This window comes from Bradyrhizobium sp. Leo78 (assembly GCF_059512425.1).
In genome coordinates this window covers 10983-26468 of record NZ_JCAMOT010000016.1, presented here as the reverse complement: position 1 = coordinate 26468, position 15486 = coordinate 10983, and the positions used below count along the sequence as shown (strand labels likewise).

Sequence of the window (15486 nt, the reverse complement as noted above, 5' to 3'; positions counted from 1 at the left end):
AATTCCACGCCGCTACATCGAGGAGCATCCAAGGCGTAAATCTTCTCTAGAGACGATGATCATCAAGTTGGGAGGCGCGAAGGTCGATCTCCGCCCGTCCGCTCCTCGACCTTTCCCGAAACTGTCGCGGGGTGAATCCGGAAATCCGTCGGAAAGCACGAGCAAAGTGGGCAGGGTCTGCATATCCCGATGAGAATGCTACGTCGATGATCTTGTTCTCAGTATCGCTTAGAAGCTGCATCGCATTGTTGAAGCGGACCTGCTCAAGCAGGCCCGAGTATGTCAGCCCGGCCAGCGCGAGCTTCCTCTGCAGACTCCTGACGCTCAGTCCAACCATCTCGGCAGCCTGCACTATCGCCGGGCCTCCCTCGTCAAGATACGATGGTAAGGTCAACTTGAGAATGCCGACGACGTCGCCGCCGAAAGGCTGCCGCTCTGTCTCGGGCAAATGAGACCGGACAACAACTGCGCGATTGGGATAGCTCAAGAACTGCAGCGGCACTTCGATCCATGAGGCTTTCTGACCGGACATGAAGCGTGTATCCGGCCAATGCGATTGAACTTCTCTGCTCGGCATATAATCAGCTTCAAACGCGATCACTCTGGGAGTCCAGCACGCGCCCGCGAACTGACGGACGATGTGCAGGACGAATATGTTCTGAAGCCATTGGGACACCTCAAGATGGGAAATACCTTCCGTTCCAATGAGCTTGCTGCAAATTTTCACGCTTTCGTCGTACGGCTCCAGCCATAGACGCAGATTTGTATCTTCGACCGGCGCCCACTTGCACATCTGCTGAAGAGCAACCAACAGAGTTGGCGAATGCCGGATTCGAACTCGCATGGCATCGCTTAGATGATCGAATGAGAGCCTCTGGGCTGCGCGAAAGGCGATCTCCGACAGCCCCTGCTTTTCCTGGGCGGCCGCCGCAAAGCGAACGGCCGGCAGCAGCGGCACGTAATGATCCGCTTTTTCCTCCAAAGACGTAGGAAGCCGGAATTTGGCGAGAAGCGCCGCGGTGGGTCCGCCGATCTCTGAATGAATTTCAGCAAATGGCATTAGAAATTGGCAACGGGTCAATGGAATAACGGTCATCACTACCTGCCCAAGAAGTCTGCCGCGGTAGCAGACTAGCAGGCTCGCAACTGTCTTGCCTTATTGATTGTCAGGTCGTGCAGGCATGGCGAGCAACAAATAATTCCACTTGACGAACATTTTGGCGGCTGATGGCCAGATTGGTCCCTGAGAATGCGTGTAGCCTCAAAGCATCGGTTCTCTCCAGAGGGATCGTGGGCTTCACGTCTCACACAAGCCGATGAGAGCTGTCCGTTTGCCTTCATCTCGGGCGGTCCGCGCGGCCATTATCGCATCGCTGCGACACGGTGACGCAACTCTCGATGGCACAGCTCGCGCCTGCAAAATCAGCACGCGCACCTTGCAGCGTCATCTCGGTCGCATGGGCACAAGCCACAGCGCAATGCTTGCGGAAGTTCGCCTGACTCTCGCGTGCCGCTTGCTCGTGGACTCAAGCATGCGCCTGTCCGATATCGCAAGATTCCTCGGCTATACGAATGCAAGCAGCTTCAGCCGCAGTTTCGTGCGTTTGATGAAAGTTCAACCCGTTGTCTACAGACAGCAGCAACTTGCGCGCAAGCAGGAGCGGCACGCCAATCGCAGAAGAATTTGTCCGATTGACTGCTGAACTGATCCGGCCGATTGGCGCGAAATGGCAAGACTTGCGATCTGAATTGGCGCGAAATGCTTAGCGAAGCTGCTTGCCACATTGGAAGCTGCTTGCCAATTGCCCGGCTGCTGCGGAGCCACTTTCTAGAATGCGCAGAAGAAGATGCGCCAGACGATTTTTGAAAGCCATAGGAGCCGGCCGAAAGGAAAATAGTCCTCTTTCCAGGGAGAAAATTGCCGTGACACTTCGTACTGCTTTAATCGCATTTTGCGTCGGCGGATTGCTGATCTGCCCCCAAGGACTTTCTGCTCAAACGGCCCCCGAACGTAAGCCGCATATTCCGCTTGAGAAATCCATCGGCCAGGCAAAGCCGGAAGTCGTGCCATCCCTCTTCGTCCTCAATTCGCGCGGTGCGAGCTTGAAGGACGGCAAGCTTGTGCTGACGGGAATTTCGCCGAATGCCATCGTGTTTGCCGATCGACCTGTACGGGCGGCCGGTCACGATCTCACGACGCGAATTGTTGAGGATTGGGGCAACGGCAGCGACAACTTCGCCAAAGATCCTCCAAACGCTACGGTTTCCGGTTTCAAGAAAGACGGATCGTCGGTGATCGACGCCGTCGTCGTACTGAAATCGCCCAAGCTCGAGGACGACAAGCTGACTTTCGATGTCGATATTCTCGAAGGCGATCTTGTGGGAGCTGATGGGCCGGCATCAGTTTTTATCGACATCATCGGCCGCCCCTTCACTCCGCTGTCCTTTGCGGGCGTCGCCCGCCGAACGGCCTGGCGCGGTGCTTTCTACCGAGGTGCGGCCTTTGCGGGAGCGGCCGCAGTGGCCGGAGCTGCGGCCTATCCATACTACGCGCCCCGGTGCGGATATTATCCTTATCCGCCTTGCTATTGAGCTGCGCTGACTGGCGGCATCGTAGCTGCCGCCAGCAATTCATCCTGACCGCCTCGCCCCACAGGGCATGAGCGTCACATCTGAAAACACTAGCCGTCATTTGTATTCGTTTCAGGAAGGAGATAGCGATGAATATCACCCGCCGATCCCTTGCGTTTGGTGGAATGGGGCTGCTGGCAGGCGCGGCCGCCACACGATCAGTCCTTGCCCAGGATTCTTTCCTCGGAGTGGGTCAAGGCCTGGAGGATTTCTGGCTCGCGAGCGACGCCTACATTTTCGGCTATCCGTTGGTGACGATCGAGATGACTCGCCGGGTCATGACCAATGTTGCTGAACCGGTCGGAACACGGGGACCGATGGGTCATCTTATCAAGCTGCGCCAATATCCAGACGCTTCGTTCAGGGATGTCACCGCGCCGAATGCGGACACTCTCTACACAACCTCCTTCGTCGACGTCGGGAAAGAACCGTGGGTCCTCAGCATCCCGGACATGAAGGGGCGCTATTTCCTGATGCCAATGCTGGACGGCTGGACGACGGTGTTTCAAGTCCCAGGGAAGCGCACCACCGGCACGGGGGCGCAGACTTACGCGATCACCGGACCCGGGTGGAAGGGCACGCTGCCGGCCGGCGTGAAGGAGTGCAAATCGCCCACCAGTATCGTGTGGCTGCTTGGCCGCATCTATTGCACCGGCACGCCGGAGGATTACGCCGCCGTCCACAAGCTGCAGGATGAGTGCAAACTCGTACCGCTCAGTGCTTACGGCAAGCCGTACACGCCACCTGCGGGAAAAGTCGATCCGTCGGTCGACATGAAGACCGCGGTCCGCGAGCAGGTCAATCGCATGGACGCGGTGTCGTATTTTAAGCTGCTGTGCGAGCTTATGAAGACCAATCCGCCCTACGAAGCAGACGCGCCCCAGCTTGCCAAATTTGCCCGAATTGGAATCGTCCCCGGACAGGATTTTGATGAGAGCAAGCTCAAGGCGGACTTCCTGAAGCGCTTACCGGAGGTATCGTTCGACAGGATCATGCTTCAGTTCAAGATCAACAAAGCCATCAGGGATGAGAATGGCTTTGCCTTCACAACGAAAACCGGCATCTACGGGACCGACTATCTGATGCGGGCCCTGGTGACCGCGATCGGGCTCGGCGCCAATCGTCCGCAGGACGCAGTCTACCCGACCTCACAAAAGGATGCGGATGGCCGTAAGTACAATGGCGCAAACAAATACGTCATGCGGTTTCCCAAAGGCCACCTGCCTCCCGCGGAGGGATTCTGGTCGCTCACGATGTACGATAGCAGCTACTTCTTCGTGAACAATCCGATCAACCGCTACTCGATCAGCGCCCGTGAAGATCTGAAGGAAAACGCGGACGGCTCGGTCGAGCTCTACATTCAAAAGGACTCCCCGGGCCAAGACAAGGAGTCAAACTGGCTGCCCGCTCCCGAGGGAGATTTCATACTCATGCTGCGCATGTACTGGCCGCAGGAAACGGACCCCTCCATCATCAACGGCACATGGACGGTTCCTGCCGCCAGGAAGGTCGGGGCTTGAGAACTTGAACTCAGGCCGGCCCCAAGCAGGCTGGCATGAGTTGAAATGTTCTGGCTTTGCGCTGTACCGCCAAGAAATATCACGCGGGCAGCACAGATCCGCCACTGCGATCATACGGAATCAGCCGCCGTGCCCGCTGCTCTTAGGCACGGCGGAGTTCACCCGCGTCACCGCGTGCTGCCCGTCGTAAGCTCTTGCGAGACCACCGGGATCATCAGGTGCTCGTTGGGTTTGCCGGGGAACATCACATAAGGCTGCGTCGGGTCTTTGACATCCAGATCGCGCGGATACGGACTGAGCATCTCGTGCGCTGCGCCGCCGACGATCATCACATGCGGCCCGGTCTGGACCCAATGCTGGTGCGTGTGCCGTTCGGAGGAATCATGATTGCTCGTGCCGGTGTCACCGGCCAGCATGAAGATGAAGCCAATCTTGTTCGGCGGGGTCTGTTTGGCCTGGAGAGCTTTGCGCCATTCCATGGCGTTCTGGTCATCGCATTCGGGTGTTCCGTCATTGCCGATAAAGCACGTGAAACCGTTCGATCCGGTTTGGACGGTCTTGGAAGACCCATCCGGCTGCGGCATGGTGATCGTCGCGTTGTTCACGACCGACGCCGGCGCGGCGGTCTTTGTCTTGGCGATGTACTCCGGTTCGGTTTTCGGGATCTCCTCGTTTGGAAAAGCCGACGCCGAGGTGATGGTGAGGGCCGCCGAAGCTACGCAGAGAACCCAACTGACGCGAGAGCATAGAGGCTTTTCATGACTTACCTCCTGTGGTGGGCAACCGGCATCAATTGTACATCAAAGCCAAGTGGGGGCATCCTCCGAAAGGCATCTAGGGCGGAGATTTTCGGCTCGGGTCGGAGCCATCCTGTTGCGGCTCTCCGCCGCAAGCTGTGCAGTCAAAAGCGCTTCTCGGAAAGAATACGCGCGGCGTGTTGAAGCCGGTCCACAGAGCGCTCGGTGTCGGTCAGGGCGCAACAGCTCACCAAGGTGTCGATAATGGCGAGCTGAGCCACGCGGCTGCTCATGGCCTCGGGCCGATATCTGGTTTCATTGGCGACGGTATAGAGCAGAACGTCGCAATGGGCCGCCAGAGGCGACTTGCCGAGCCGGGTGATGCCGATTGTCCGAGCGCCGGCTTCCCGCGCCAATCGGGTCGCGAGCACCGTCTCGACCGTGCTGCCTGAGTGAGACACCGTAACGGTCGTGACCGCCGGGCCGGTCATGCCCGCGCTGACGGCCTGGACATGAGAATCGACGACTGCGCTCGCCGCGAGCCCCAGTTGCAGCAGGCGATAGGAGAGGTCCTGCGCAATCGGCGCCGAACTTCCTATGCCATAGATCTCGATCCGCTGCGCTTCCCTCAACAAGCTCGCCGCCTTCGCCAGCGATTCCATTGAGAGCAGGCGGCGCGTCTCGTGGAGCGAAGCGGCGTGAGCAGCAAAGATGTGATCCGTGACGGTCGCCGGATCATCGCCTCGATGCAGATCCTCCTGAATCAGACGAACCGGCTCGATCAGATCGCGCGCCAGAAGAATCTTGAGCTCCTGGAACCCGCGAACGCCCACCCGGCCGCAAAAGGAAACGATCGTGCCTTCGCTCACGCCACATGTCTCGGCAACTTCGGTGATCGACATGTGAATGAAGGACTCCGGCTGCGCGATAATCAGCTCGGCGATTTGCCTGGCTTTTGGAGGAAGATCGGATTGCAATTCACGAACGCGGGACAGAATACCGCTCACGGACGGCCCTGCATTGAAGTTCGAGCGTGTCACCCGCGTCCTCGCGAACAACGTGGGAATTCATTTGGTGGATCGCGGAAGGTTACCGCGATTCCTCTTGCGCAGAGCTTCAATTCTCGTCGGCCGCCGGGATGAGCCGGCGACGAAGATGGCCCATGTGTCATGTCCGGCCCGCTCTCCCCTCTCTCGGTGCTCAGTCACCCTACACTGAGAAAAGCTCACAAAAAATTCTCTCGGAAATAAATTATTCACAGCGACGTCAAGTCGCACTGGTATTGCCGAACGGCTGGCCCGGGCAGTGCACCAAGCCTGCACCGCAAGCCGTCGTCCGTTCCTTCAACTATTCAACCAAAGGTAGAACAATAATGACAACACGTCGCGACTTTCTGGCGGGCGCCACGGCGGCGGCTGCCTTTACCAGCATCAACCGGGCGCTGGCCATTCCGGCGCGGCGCCGGACCGGCACGATCATGGACGTCAAGCACATCGTGATCCTGATGCAGGAGAACCGCTCGTTCGACCACTATTTCGGTACGCTGCGCGGCGTGCGCGGCTTCGGCGATCGCTTCCCTATTCCGCTCGAAAGCGGCAAGCCGGTGTGGTTTCAGTCCGACGGCGCCCGTGAGATCCCGCCCTATCACCGCGACTCCGCGACCAGCAACGCGCTGGTCGGGTACGGCACGCCGCACTCGTTTGGCGACAGTCAGGCCGCGTGGAACCAGGGCAAGATGGGCTTCTGGGCCAAGTACAAGACCCCGTACGCGATGGGCTATTTCGGCCGCGACGACATTCCCTTCCAGTTCGCGCTGGCCGAGGCCTTCACGCTGTGCGATGCCTACCACGCCTCCATCACCACCGGCACCGATCCCAACCGGATCGTGTTCTGGTCGGGCTCCAACTTCAATCCCGCGCTGCGTGCGCAGGGCATCAACTGCACGACGAACGATTCCGAGCCCAACAACAACCGCTGCTGGCCCAACCCTTCGAAGTGGGTGGCCGGCCTGCCTCAGCCGCAGCCGAACTACCGCTATGTCGGCAGCGACTTTAACTGGCCCACCCTCCCCGACCTGCTGCAGCGCGCCGGCGTCAGCTGGCACGTCTACCAGGACATGAACGACAACTGGACCGGCGCGATGCACGGCTGCCTGGCGTTCGCCAGCTTCCGCCACGCCCAGCCGGGCGATCCCAATTATGTGCACGGCCTGACCGGTGGCCCGGATTATCTCGACAGGCTGAAGGCCGATGTGATGAGCGGCAACCTTCCGCAGGTATCGTGGATCCTGCCGACGCAAGCCAACTCCGAACATCCCGGCGGCGGCAGCCCGACCCGCGCCGGCAATTTCACCGACCAGGTGCTGGAAGCACTGACCGCCAACCCCGAGGTCTGGAGCCAGACCGTCTTCTTCCTGACCTTCGACGAGAACGACGGCTTCTTCGATCACCTGCCGGCACCGGCGGTGCCGTCCTATGACAACGACGGCAACCTGATGGGCAAGGCCACGATGCCGCTCGCGGGTGAATACTTTTCCAACACGGTCGGCAACGTGCTGAGCAGCGACGACAAGATCAGCGGCAACATCCGTCCCTGGGGTCTCAGTGCGCGCGTGCCGATGTACGTCGTGTCGCCGTGGAGCAAGGGCGGCTGGGTCAATTCGCAGGTCTTCGACCACACGTCGGTGGGCCGCTTCCTCGAGAAGCGCTTCGGCATCAAGGTGGACTCCATCAGCCCCTGGCACCGCGCCATTTCGGGCGACCTCACCACCGCCTTCGACTTCGCGAGCCCCAACGATCCCCGCTTCCCGGAGCTTCCCGACCAGAGCAACTGGCAGGCATCGGATGCGCACCAGAAGACACTGCCGGCCCCCACCGCGCCGACGACGCCGCAGCCGCTGTTTCAGGAAACCGGCGTGCGCTTCTCGCGCGCGCTACCCTACATTCTGCACGCCAGCGCGCAGGTTGATGCCAGCAAGAGCAAGGTGAGGCTGCTGTTCGCCAATACCGGCTTTGCAGGCGCCGTGTTCCACGTCTACGACAAGATGCACCTGGATCGCATTCCACGGCGCTACACGGTCGAGGCGGGCCAGATGCTGGACGACGAATGGACGGTTGGCGACGACGGCCTTTATGATCTGTGGGTGCTCGCCCCCAATGGCTTCCACCGCCACTTCAAAGGCGACATCTCCACGATGCGACATAAGAATGAGCCGAACCCGGAAGTCTTCGTCGGCTACAACGTCCACGACGGCGGTCTGCACCTGCAGTTTCGCAACGACGGCAACGGCCACCTTCGCTTCACGGTGAAGTCCAACAAGATCTATGGACCGCTGCTCGCCGTGAGTGCCTCGGTCGCCGCCGCGATGCAGCCGGAGCCTCCGGGCTTCGGTCCGCGTCCGAGCGTCCGTCCCGTGGGCTTCGGCCCGGTGCCTGGTTTCCGGCAAGCTCCCGACTTCTGCGCCCCCGGCTTCGGCTTCAATCCGCCGGTCTTCTTCCCGGGACCCGACTTCGGCGGCGGTCCGCGCACGTCGTGGGATGTCAAAGTGTCCGCTTCCGGCCACCCCGGTGAACTGTACTGGAATCTGCGCACCACCGGCCTGTGGTATGACTTCGTCATCACCAGCGACTCGGGCAGCGGCTTCTATCGGCGCGTCGCCGGCCATGTGGAAACCGGCCGCGGTTCGGTGAGCGATCCTGGCATGGGCGTTGCCGACCGGTTCTAAAGAGGCGGCGCAATCACTCCAGCGAATTGGAGGCGCCTTCGGGCGCCTCTTCAATTTCCGACTCGGCCTAAGGCGTGGCCTCGGAATCACAAAGAAGCTCTGAGCTGGCCGACGGCAGAGTTCGACGTGTGGCGTCGCGATGGTGCGCGAGCGAGCTTCGCAAAGCGGACTATCAAGCGGCGGCACGTGTTAGCTAGCACAACCTCCACTCCTCACGCGTCAAAGCGTCGCAATGCCGGACGATGAGTTGTCAGTGTTCGCTTATTAGAGAGATTTCAGTGTTGGCTTACTAGAGTGGTTAGAGATCGGACTCACAAACTCTTACGCGCATGCATCAATAGATTCTAAATCGCCTTCGTTGCCTTCGCACCTTCGATTTCCTAGTCGGACATCGACTAGGCGAACTGGGGGCGATTGTTGAGCAACTTCGAGAATTACAAGAACCGTTTGTATGTTGGCGTGGCGACGGGCGTTGTTACGTTATGCCTGAGCGGTGTGAGCTCTTCTCAGAGCAGGGCGCAGAGCGCGCAGCCGCACGTGTTGCCTCCGGTGCACGTCGATGCGCCCCAACAAAGAGCGCGAGCGACGCGCACTGTTCGGACTCGCGGTTCGGCTCAGCACTCTGCTCGCGTCGCATCCCGGCAGCGAACCGAACAGCCTCCTGCGCCGACTGCGCCTGTTACCACGATGGGATCGACTCGGACGATCGGAGCGCCGGCGCCAGCCTATGCTGGCGGCCAGTTGGCACAGGGTGGAACGCTCGGCCTGCTCGGAAGCACGAACGTCATGAATGTGCCGTTCAGCACCGTCAACTATACGTCGCAACTGATCGAGAATCAGCAGGCGCGGACGGCCGCGGATACGCTGATCAACGACTCTTCGGTGCGACTCACCACAGGCAGCAACGGATTCGACGATACGTTCCAGATCCGCGGCTTCAGCGTTCCTTCAGGTGACGTTGGCTTCAACGGTCTCTACGGGCTGGTGTCCTCCAGTCGCGTGCCGGCGGAGATCATCGAGCGAATCGAATTGCTCAAGGGGCCCGGTGCGCTCATCAACGGCATAGCCCCTGGCGGCAGCGTCGGCGGCGGCGTCAACATCGTCAGCAAACGCGCGCTTGAGGTACCTTTCACACGTTTGACGCCGGTCTTCATGAGCGCCGGCAACTACGGTCTCCATCTAGAGACCAGCCACCGCTTTGGTGAAAACAAGGAGTGGGGCGTTCGTTTCAACGGGGTGGGGCGCAATGGCGAAGCCTCGATCGACGGCGGAAACTGGCGGACCGGTCTCGGTGCGTTGTCACTCGACTATCGCGGGGAGCGCCTGCGCTGGACGCTCGATGCCATTTCGCAGAACGACGACACCAAGAACTTCCGTCCGCAGATGACCATTCAGGGTAATGTGCCCTTCATTCCTGCCCCGCCCGACGCGCGCAGCAACTGGTACCCGGACACGATGCTCCGTCAGCGCGACAACACCATCGCCTCGGGCCTCGAATACGATCTGACCGAATCGCTGACGGCCTATGCGGGCATCGGCTATCGTGAGGGTGAGAACTACCAGACGTTCCCTGATTCCCGTGTCACGGGATTCCCTAGCGGCATAGACGCTCTCGGCAATTTCAGGCTCATCAACGCGTATTATGACTCCTACACCAAGACGACGAGCGGCAACGCAGGCATACGGTCACGTTTCCAAGTAGGGCCGGTCGGTCATGCGATCAATCTCGCTTTCACCGGCTATTATCAGGAGAACGGCAACGCTTACGTTGCCAATACACCGGCTCAGTCGGTCCCATCGAATATCTACAACCCATCCCCCCTTCCTGTGGTCACTGGCGCGCGCACGCCGCCGCGGTTAGCCAACGAGATAACGCTCAGGAGCGTTGCGATCGCCGACACAATGTCACTCCTGAATGATGCGGTGCTGGTGATCGTCGGTACTCGTCACCAGAGAGTGGAACAGGACGCTTTCAGCACCACCACCGGTCTCCCAACAAGCAACTACGGAGCAGAAGCGCTGACGCCGCTTGCCGGCGTAGTAGTCAAGCCTTGGCATAATGTTTCGCTCTACGCGAACTACGCTGAAGGACTGAGCCAGGGCACCATCGTCGGTCCCGGCTACAGCAACACCGGTACCGTGCTTGCCCCATTCAAATCGAAGCAGCAGGAAGCTGGTATCAAGGTGGACTGGGGCACCATCACGACGACTGCGGCGGTGTTCCAGATTACACGACCCAGCCAGATCCGGACCGCATCCAACGCACTGGCCTATGACGGCGAACAGCGTAACCGCGGCGTGGAGCTGTCCGCTTATGGCCTGTTGCTGCCCGGTCTGCGCGGTATGGCCAGCGCAACCTTCCTGCGTCCGGAGCTGACCAACCCGACCAATCCATTGGAGCGCGGCAACGATGCCCAGGGTGTGCCGGACAAGACGTTCTCGGCCAGCCTCGACTGGGATACGCCGTGGGTCGAGGGCCTCGCTCTCAATGGGCGCGTGATCTATACGTCGGGCGCCTATCTCACCAGCGCCAATCTCCTGCGATTCCCCGATTGGACTCGTGTCGACATCGGCGCGCGTTATGCGACTTCGATCGACGGCCGACCTGTCACGATCCGCGCCAACATCGAAAACGTGACCGGCGAGAACTACTGGCTCACGACCGGTACATTCGTAACGGTTGCGTCGCCTCGGACTTACATCGTATCCGCTTCATTCGATTTCTAAGGTGTTTGTCATGACAAAGCCCTTCATCGCAGTAGTCGCCCTGCTTGGCGTGATAACGCCCGTGCAGGCGCACCAGATCTGGATCGAGCAGTCCGATGGGCAGAATGCCGTCGTTCGCTTTGGCGAGTTCGGCGAGAACCTTCGTGAAGTGTCACCGGGGTTGCTCGACAAGTTCGCTAAGGTAACCGGTACGCTCATCTCCACCAAGGGCGAGCAAAAGTCCGATGCCACGAAGACCGCAAACGGCTTCACGTTGCCATTTTCCACGGCCCCCGGCGACGGCATTGTCGTGGAAGATGCGAGCTACCCGCTCTATGTTTGGAAGCAACAAGACAAAGAGGTCACGAACTGGTTCTATCCTGCCGCACGCTTGATCACCAGCTTTGCCGCGCAGCAGCCCAAGCTGGTACTGGACCTCGTGCCCACAGGTCAGGAAGGCCAGTTCAAGCTCTTCTTCAAAAATCAACCTAAAGCCAAGACCAAGGTGACTCTGGTAACGGAATCTGGCTGGTCCAAGGAAGCTCACACCGACGAGCAGGGCCTTGTAACGTTTAGTATGCCTTGGAAAGGCACTTACGTCGCTGAAGTCAGCTTCAACGACCGCAGCCCCGGCGAGCGCACGGGGACGAAGGGCGCTGAGAAGTACGATGCCGTGAGCTATGCCACCACCGTGACCTTTGTGAATGCCAACGGCTTGACACCAATTCCTGCAGGCCCGCCGGCAACTCCGGGCAAATGAACGCCCTGATACATCGCTTTCGCTCCACGGGCCCGCTCATCTCGCGCATCGTCGCCGCCCTGTTCGGCGGCTATGCGCTGGCCGCGCTCAACAGCGTCGCCGTGCTCGCTTTGCCCATGAGCAAGCCCCAGGCCGTGCTCACCGGCATGCTGGCGAGCTTTGCCATCTACGCCGGTGCAGTGATCTGGGTCTTTGCCGTGCGCAGCGCGCTGAAGGCTTGGGCCGGCCTGATTGTCGTGGCGGTGCCGCTGTCGCTGGCGGCATGGTCCGTTTCCTGACGAAGGGCCGAGGCGTGAAGACGGACAACGATGTGCAAGTTGCCGGCCGCGGCATCCGGCAAAGTATGTCCAGCCTGCATACGTGGGCTGGCCTTCTGCTCGGCTGGATTCTCTATGCCATGTTCCTCACAGGGACAGTGTCCTATTTCAAGGACGAGCTGTCGCAATGGATGCGACCGGAGCTGCCGCCTCTAGCCCAGATGCCCGATCAGGCGGTGGTGGCGCAGCGAATTGCTGATGAACTCGGCAACATCGCGCCCGGAACCTCGCAGTGGAGCATGCGCCTGCCGGACGCGCGCAATAACAGTGTCTACGCCTTCTGGCGTACACCCACAGGCAATCCGGGCGGCCGTGCCTTTGACGAAGCCAATTTCGACCCCGCCACCGGCCAGAAAGTCACCTCACGCGGCACGCTGGGCGGTGAGTTCTTTTACCGTTTCCACTTCCAATTCCACTACATGCCTGTGGTGTGGGGCAGATGGCTTGCGGGTGCGGCCGCAATGTTCATGCTCGTGGCCATTGTGAGTGGCGTCATCACCCATAAGAAGATTTTCGTCGATTTCTTCACCTTCCGCTGGAGCAAAGGACAGCGCTCCTGGCTGGACGCCCACAACGCCTTTTCGGTGTTCGGGCTGCCGTTCCATTTCATGATCACCTACACCGGATTGGTGACCTTGATGGCGCTGTACATGCCGTGGGGCGAGCGCGTGGCGTTCAAGAGCCCGGCGGAGCAACAGCAACTCAACGCCGAACTCAGTGCCTTCATCCAGCCCGGCAAACCCAACGGGCAGAAAGTGCCACTGGCATCGGTCGAGGATATGGTTCGGCAGGCCCAAGAACGCTGGGGCCGGGATAATGTGGGGCGCGTCAATGCGGTTCATCCCGGAGATGCGGCGGCGCGTGTGGCTGTGACGCGGGGAGAAGCCGGCCGCGTTTCCATGAGTCCGCAATATCTGGAGTTCGAAGGCGCCACTGGCAAACTGCTGGCAGTGCGCGAGCATGTGGGGGCTGCGGCCGAAACCCGAGGCGTCCTTTATGCGCTCCATTTGGGACGCTTCAGCGACACCGTCACGCGGCGGCTGTATTTTCTCGTGAGCTTCATGGGTACGGCCATGGTGGGCACGGGCCTCGTGATGTGGACCGTGAAGCGGCGACAGAAGCTGCCTGACCCGGATCGCCCCTATTTTGGCTTCCGTCTTGTGGAGCGGCTGAACATCGCGTGCATCGCCGGCTTGTCGATCGCAATGACTGCATTCTTGTGGGCCAACCGCCTGCTGCCACACCCGTTGGAAGGCCGCGCCAACTGGGAGATTGACCTGTTCTTCATCGTCTGGGCCCTGACACTGCTGCATGCCTTGGTGCGTCCCGCCAAGTCAGCCTGGGTCGAGCAATTATGGGCGGCATCGGCGCTGCTGTTGCTCCTGCCGATCCTCAACGCCGTGACGACGCAGCGTCCGTTGTGGCACAGCCTCACCGAAAGCGACTGGGTCTTTGCCGGTGTGGATCTCATGTGCTGGGCGCTCGCTGCGCTCCATGCCGTCTTGGCGATACGCACGGCTCGGCAGCAGACCGGATCTCAGTTCAGGCGCAAGACGAGCCGCGAGGCTCTGGCCGCCGTTGCGTCCGGCGAGGCGACAGGATGAGTCATCTCCCTTCCTTTGCGCTGTGCCTTACAGGGTTCACCGCGCTGGCGTTCGCCACGACTCGCCAGCAGCGCGATATCTTTGGCAGGCTCCTGCGGCCAAGCATGACATATGTCCATCGCATTGCCGGCGCATGCGCCTTGGTTTTTGCGCTCGGCATTCTCGTCGCTCGGCATGGCTGGAGCCTCGGCCTCGTGATGTTCAGCGGTCACGCCACTATAGCTGCCGGCATCGTGTTTTGTGGGCTGATCGGACGCGCGAGGATGTTTGGCCGCAAATTGCTCTAGTTGCTCGCCCGAGAAGGCGTATCGCCAAGCCACTGCATGAACTCGGCGACATGCTGGGCCCATAGGTCGGGCCGTGTCATGGTGAAGTGACCGGGCGATGACGGGGTTCCCGCTTGAACTGCGTAACGGCCGCGTTCGAGCTTCGGAACGGACTTTTCGAGAACTTGCAGTTTGTCAGGATTGAACTCGTCGTCGGAAAAATTGAGTGCGAAGAGCTTCGTCTTGATCTTGGAAAGCTCAGGCTCAGGATCGTAGCTGAATGATGATTTGAGCGAATAAAGAATATCGTTTGCGTCGACATGCTCCGCTGTGAGACGGTTGGCGCTCAGGAATTTATCGACCGCGGGGCCGTCAGGCACTTCGTGCTGAAGAGCGGGAGCGCTGTCGATCATCAGGCGCAGAATGTTGTACCCCATGATCCAACCGCGCGGGGTCTCCGTATAGTCCCCGTTTTTCCATTCTGGATCGGCACGGATCGCATCGATCACCATGCGCCTCCAGAGGAGATTGCGGCCCGAAACCGAGATCGGCAGCGAGACCACCGGCATCACGCCGTCCATCATGTCGGGATAGGCCTCGGCCCATTGCCAGGCATTCATTCCACCCATGGACATGCCGAGAATGGCGTGAAGATGTTTGATGCCCAGTGTTTCCGTCACCACCTTATGCTGGAGGTCGACGATGTCGCTGTAATCGTAGTTCGGGAATTTCGTTTTCAACCCGTCGCTCGGCTTGCTGGATTGGCCATGACCGACACTGTCCGGAAAGATCAGATAGTAACGCTGCGCGTCCAGCGCGCGACCAGGATCGAAGAGTGCCTTCGTGTAGGTCGGGCTCAGCAGCGCGCGGCTGTCTGCCCCGGTCCAATGCAGAACAAGGACCGCATTGTCGATCTCGCCCTTGGCGTTGCGGTGCGGTGTGCCCAGAGTCGAATAATGAATCTTGAGGCGCGCCAGCGTCTCCCCGTCACGGAACTTATAGTTGTCAAACCAGGCGTCGGCTTGCACGGCAGCGGGATTCACACGCTGGTCCCAAGGTGACGCCGGCTCGCCGGCAGCCGCGGCAGATCGCGAACTAGATTGAGCGAATCCCACACCTGAGAGCATCGTTCCAGAAAGCAGGATACCGAGCAGCAGGCTGGCTGCCGCGCGAGCACGTTGAGACGTCATGATGAATTCCCTGTAGTTGGCGATGATTGGA

General features: G+C 60.1%; 13 protein-coding genes. 9 read left to right on the top strand and 4 right to left on the bottom strand.

Annotation, left to right across the window (positions count from 1 at the left end; all coding sequences use genetic code 11):
• Positions 1-46: 46 nt before the first annotated feature.
• Positions 47-1096: an AraC family transcriptional regulator gene (locus AC5ZG1_RS20750; protein WP_130227256.1), complete on the bottom strand. Its 1050-nt coding sequence runs from the start codon at positions 1094-1096 to the stop codon at positions 47-49.
• Positions 1097-1316: 220 nt separating this feature from the next.
• Here AC5ZG1_RS20750 and AC5ZG1_RS20745 point away from each other — a divergent pair, with 220 nt between their 5' ends.
• The 3 genes from AC5ZG1_RS20745 (at position 1317) to AC5ZG1_RS20735 (ending at position 4151) form a co-directional block, all read left to right on the top strand.
• Complete coding sequence (locus AC5ZG1_RS20745; protein WP_496133923.1) at positions 1317-1703, top strand: helix-turn-helix domain-containing protein; 387 nt, start codon at positions 1317-1319, stop codon at positions 1701-1703.
• Between the two features lie 130 nt (positions 1704-1833).
• Positions 1834-2592: a hypothetical protein gene (locus tag AC5ZG1_RS20740; RefSeq protein WP_496133922.1), complete on the top strand. Its 759-nt coding sequence runs from the start codon at positions 1834-1836 to the stop codon at positions 2590-2592.
• Positions 2593-2720: 128 nt separating this feature from the next.
• A complete protein-coding gene (locus AC5ZG1_RS20735; protein WP_496133921.1) occupies positions 2721-4151 on the top strand; it encodes a DUF1254 domain-containing protein in 1431 nt (476 codons plus the stop codon).
• A gap of 167 nt (positions 4152-4318) precedes the next feature.
• On the opposite strand, the gene AC5ZG1_RS20730 is transcribed toward AC5ZG1_RS20735, so the two are convergent.
• Both AC5ZG1_RS20730 and AC5ZG1_RS20725 read right to left on the bottom strand, forming a co-directional pair.
• Complete coding sequence (locus AC5ZG1_RS20730; protein ID WP_130227259.1) at positions 4319-4756, bottom strand: hypothetical protein; 438 nt, start codon at positions 4754-4756, stop codon at positions 4319-4321.
• A gap of 296 nt (positions 4757-5052) precedes the next feature.
• Positions 5053-5895 carry a MurR/RpiR family transcriptional regulator gene (locus tag AC5ZG1_RS20725; RefSeq protein ID WP_474418685.1) on the bottom strand — a complete coding sequence of 281 codons (843 nt, stop codon included), beginning with the start codon at positions 5893-5895 and terminating at the stop codon, positions 5053-5055.
• Positions 5896-6260: 365 nt separating this feature from the next.
• Between AC5ZG1_RS20725 and AC5ZG1_RS20720 the strand changes: the two genes are divergently transcribed.
• From AC5ZG1_RS20720 to AC5ZG1_RS20695, 6 genes are all read left to right on the top strand, one after another.
• Positions 6261-8612 carry a phosphocholine-specific phospholipase C gene (locus AC5ZG1_RS20720; protein ID WP_496133920.1) on the top strand — a complete coding sequence of 784 codons (2352 nt, stop codon included), beginning with the start codon at positions 6261-6263 and terminating at the stop codon, positions 8610-8612.
• 417 nt (positions 8613-9029) lie between these two features.
• Positions 9030-11339 carry a TonB-dependent receptor gene (locus tag AC5ZG1_RS20715; protein ID WP_496133919.1) on the top strand — a complete coding sequence of 770 codons (2310 nt, stop codon included), beginning with the start codon at positions 9030-9032 and terminating at the stop codon, positions 11337-11339.
• A gap of 10 nt (positions 11340-11349) precedes the next feature.
• A complete protein-coding gene (locus tag AC5ZG1_RS20710; RefSeq protein WP_496133918.1) occupies positions 11350-12078 on the top strand; it encodes a cobalt ABC transporter substrate-binding protein in 729 nt (242 codons plus the stop codon).
• Positions 12075-12356, top strand: a complete 282-nt coding sequence (locus tag AC5ZG1_RS20705) for a DUF3649 domain-containing protein (RefSeq protein ID WP_028161756.1) — start codon at positions 12075-12077, stop codon at positions 12354-12356. The genes AC5ZG1_RS20710 and AC5ZG1_RS20705 overlap by 4 nt, the downstream gene beginning before the upstream one ends.
• Positions 12357-12421: 65 nt before the next feature.
• On the top strand, positions 12422-13999 hold the full coding sequence (locus AC5ZG1_RS20700; RefSeq protein WP_496134005.1) for a PepSY-associated TM helix domain-containing protein: 1578 nt from the start codon (positions 12422-12424) through the stop codon (positions 13997-13999).
• Positions 13996-14286 carry a DUF3325 domain-containing protein gene (locus AC5ZG1_RS20695; protein WP_496133917.1) on the top strand — a complete coding sequence of 97 codons (291 nt, stop codon included), beginning with the start codon at positions 13996-13998 and terminating at the stop codon, positions 14284-14286. The genes AC5ZG1_RS20700 and AC5ZG1_RS20695 overlap by 4 nt, the downstream gene beginning before the upstream one ends.
• Here the strand turns inward: AC5ZG1_RS20695 and AC5ZG1_RS20690 are convergent.
• Positions 14283-15455: an alpha/beta fold hydrolase gene (locus AC5ZG1_RS20690; RefSeq protein ID WP_496133916.1), complete on the bottom strand. Its 1173-nt coding sequence runs from the start codon at positions 15453-15455 to the stop codon at positions 14283-14285. The genes AC5ZG1_RS20695 and AC5ZG1_RS20690 overlap by 4 nt on opposite strands.
• Positions 15456-15486: the final 31 nt, after the last annotated feature.

What these genes read in the sequence shown, in the direction of transcription:
- AC5ZG1_RS20740 (WP_496133922.1), top strand. Translation starts at nt 1,834, where the DNA reads ATGCGCAGAAGAAGATGCGCCAGACGATTTTTGAAAGCCATAGGAGCC.
- AC5ZG1_RS20745 (WP_496133923.1), top strand. Translation starts at nt 1,317, where the DNA reads ATGAGAGCTGTCCGTTTGCCTTCATCTCGGGCGGTCCGCGCGGCCATT.
- AC5ZG1_RS20750 (WP_130227256.1), bottom strand. Translation starts at nt 1,096, where the DNA reads ATGACCGTTATTCCATTGACCCGTTGCCAATTTCTAATGCCATTTGCT.
- AC5ZG1_RS20720 (WP_496133920.1), top strand. Translation starts at nt 6,261, where the DNA reads ATGACAACACGTCGCGACTTTCTGGCGGGCGCCACGGCGGCGGCTGCC.
- AC5ZG1_RS20700 (WP_496134005.1), top strand. Translation starts at nt 12,422, where the DNA reads ATGTCCAGCCTGCATACGTGGGCTGGCCTTCTGCTCGGCTGGATTCTC.
- AC5ZG1_RS20695 (WP_496133917.1), top strand. Translation starts at nt 13,996, where the DNA reads ATGAGTCATCTCCCTTCCTTTGCGCTGTGCCTTACAGGGTTCACCGCG.
- AC5ZG1_RS20710 (WP_496133918.1), top strand. Translation starts at nt 11,350, where the DNA reads ATGACAAAGCCCTTCATCGCAGTAGTCGCCCTGCTTGGCGTGATAACG.
- AC5ZG1_RS20705 (WP_028161756.1), top strand. Translation starts at nt 12,075, where the DNA reads ATGAACGCCCTGATACATCGCTTTCGCTCCACGGGCCCGCTCATCTCG.
- AC5ZG1_RS20690 (WP_496133916.1), bottom strand. Translation starts at nt 15,455, where the DNA reads ATGACGTCTCAACGTGCTCGCGCGGCAGCCAGCCTGCTGCTCGGTATC.
- AC5ZG1_RS20735 (WP_496133921.1), top strand. Translation starts at nt 2,721, where the DNA reads ATGAATATCACCCGCCGATCCCTTGCGTTTGGTGGAATGGGGCTGCTG.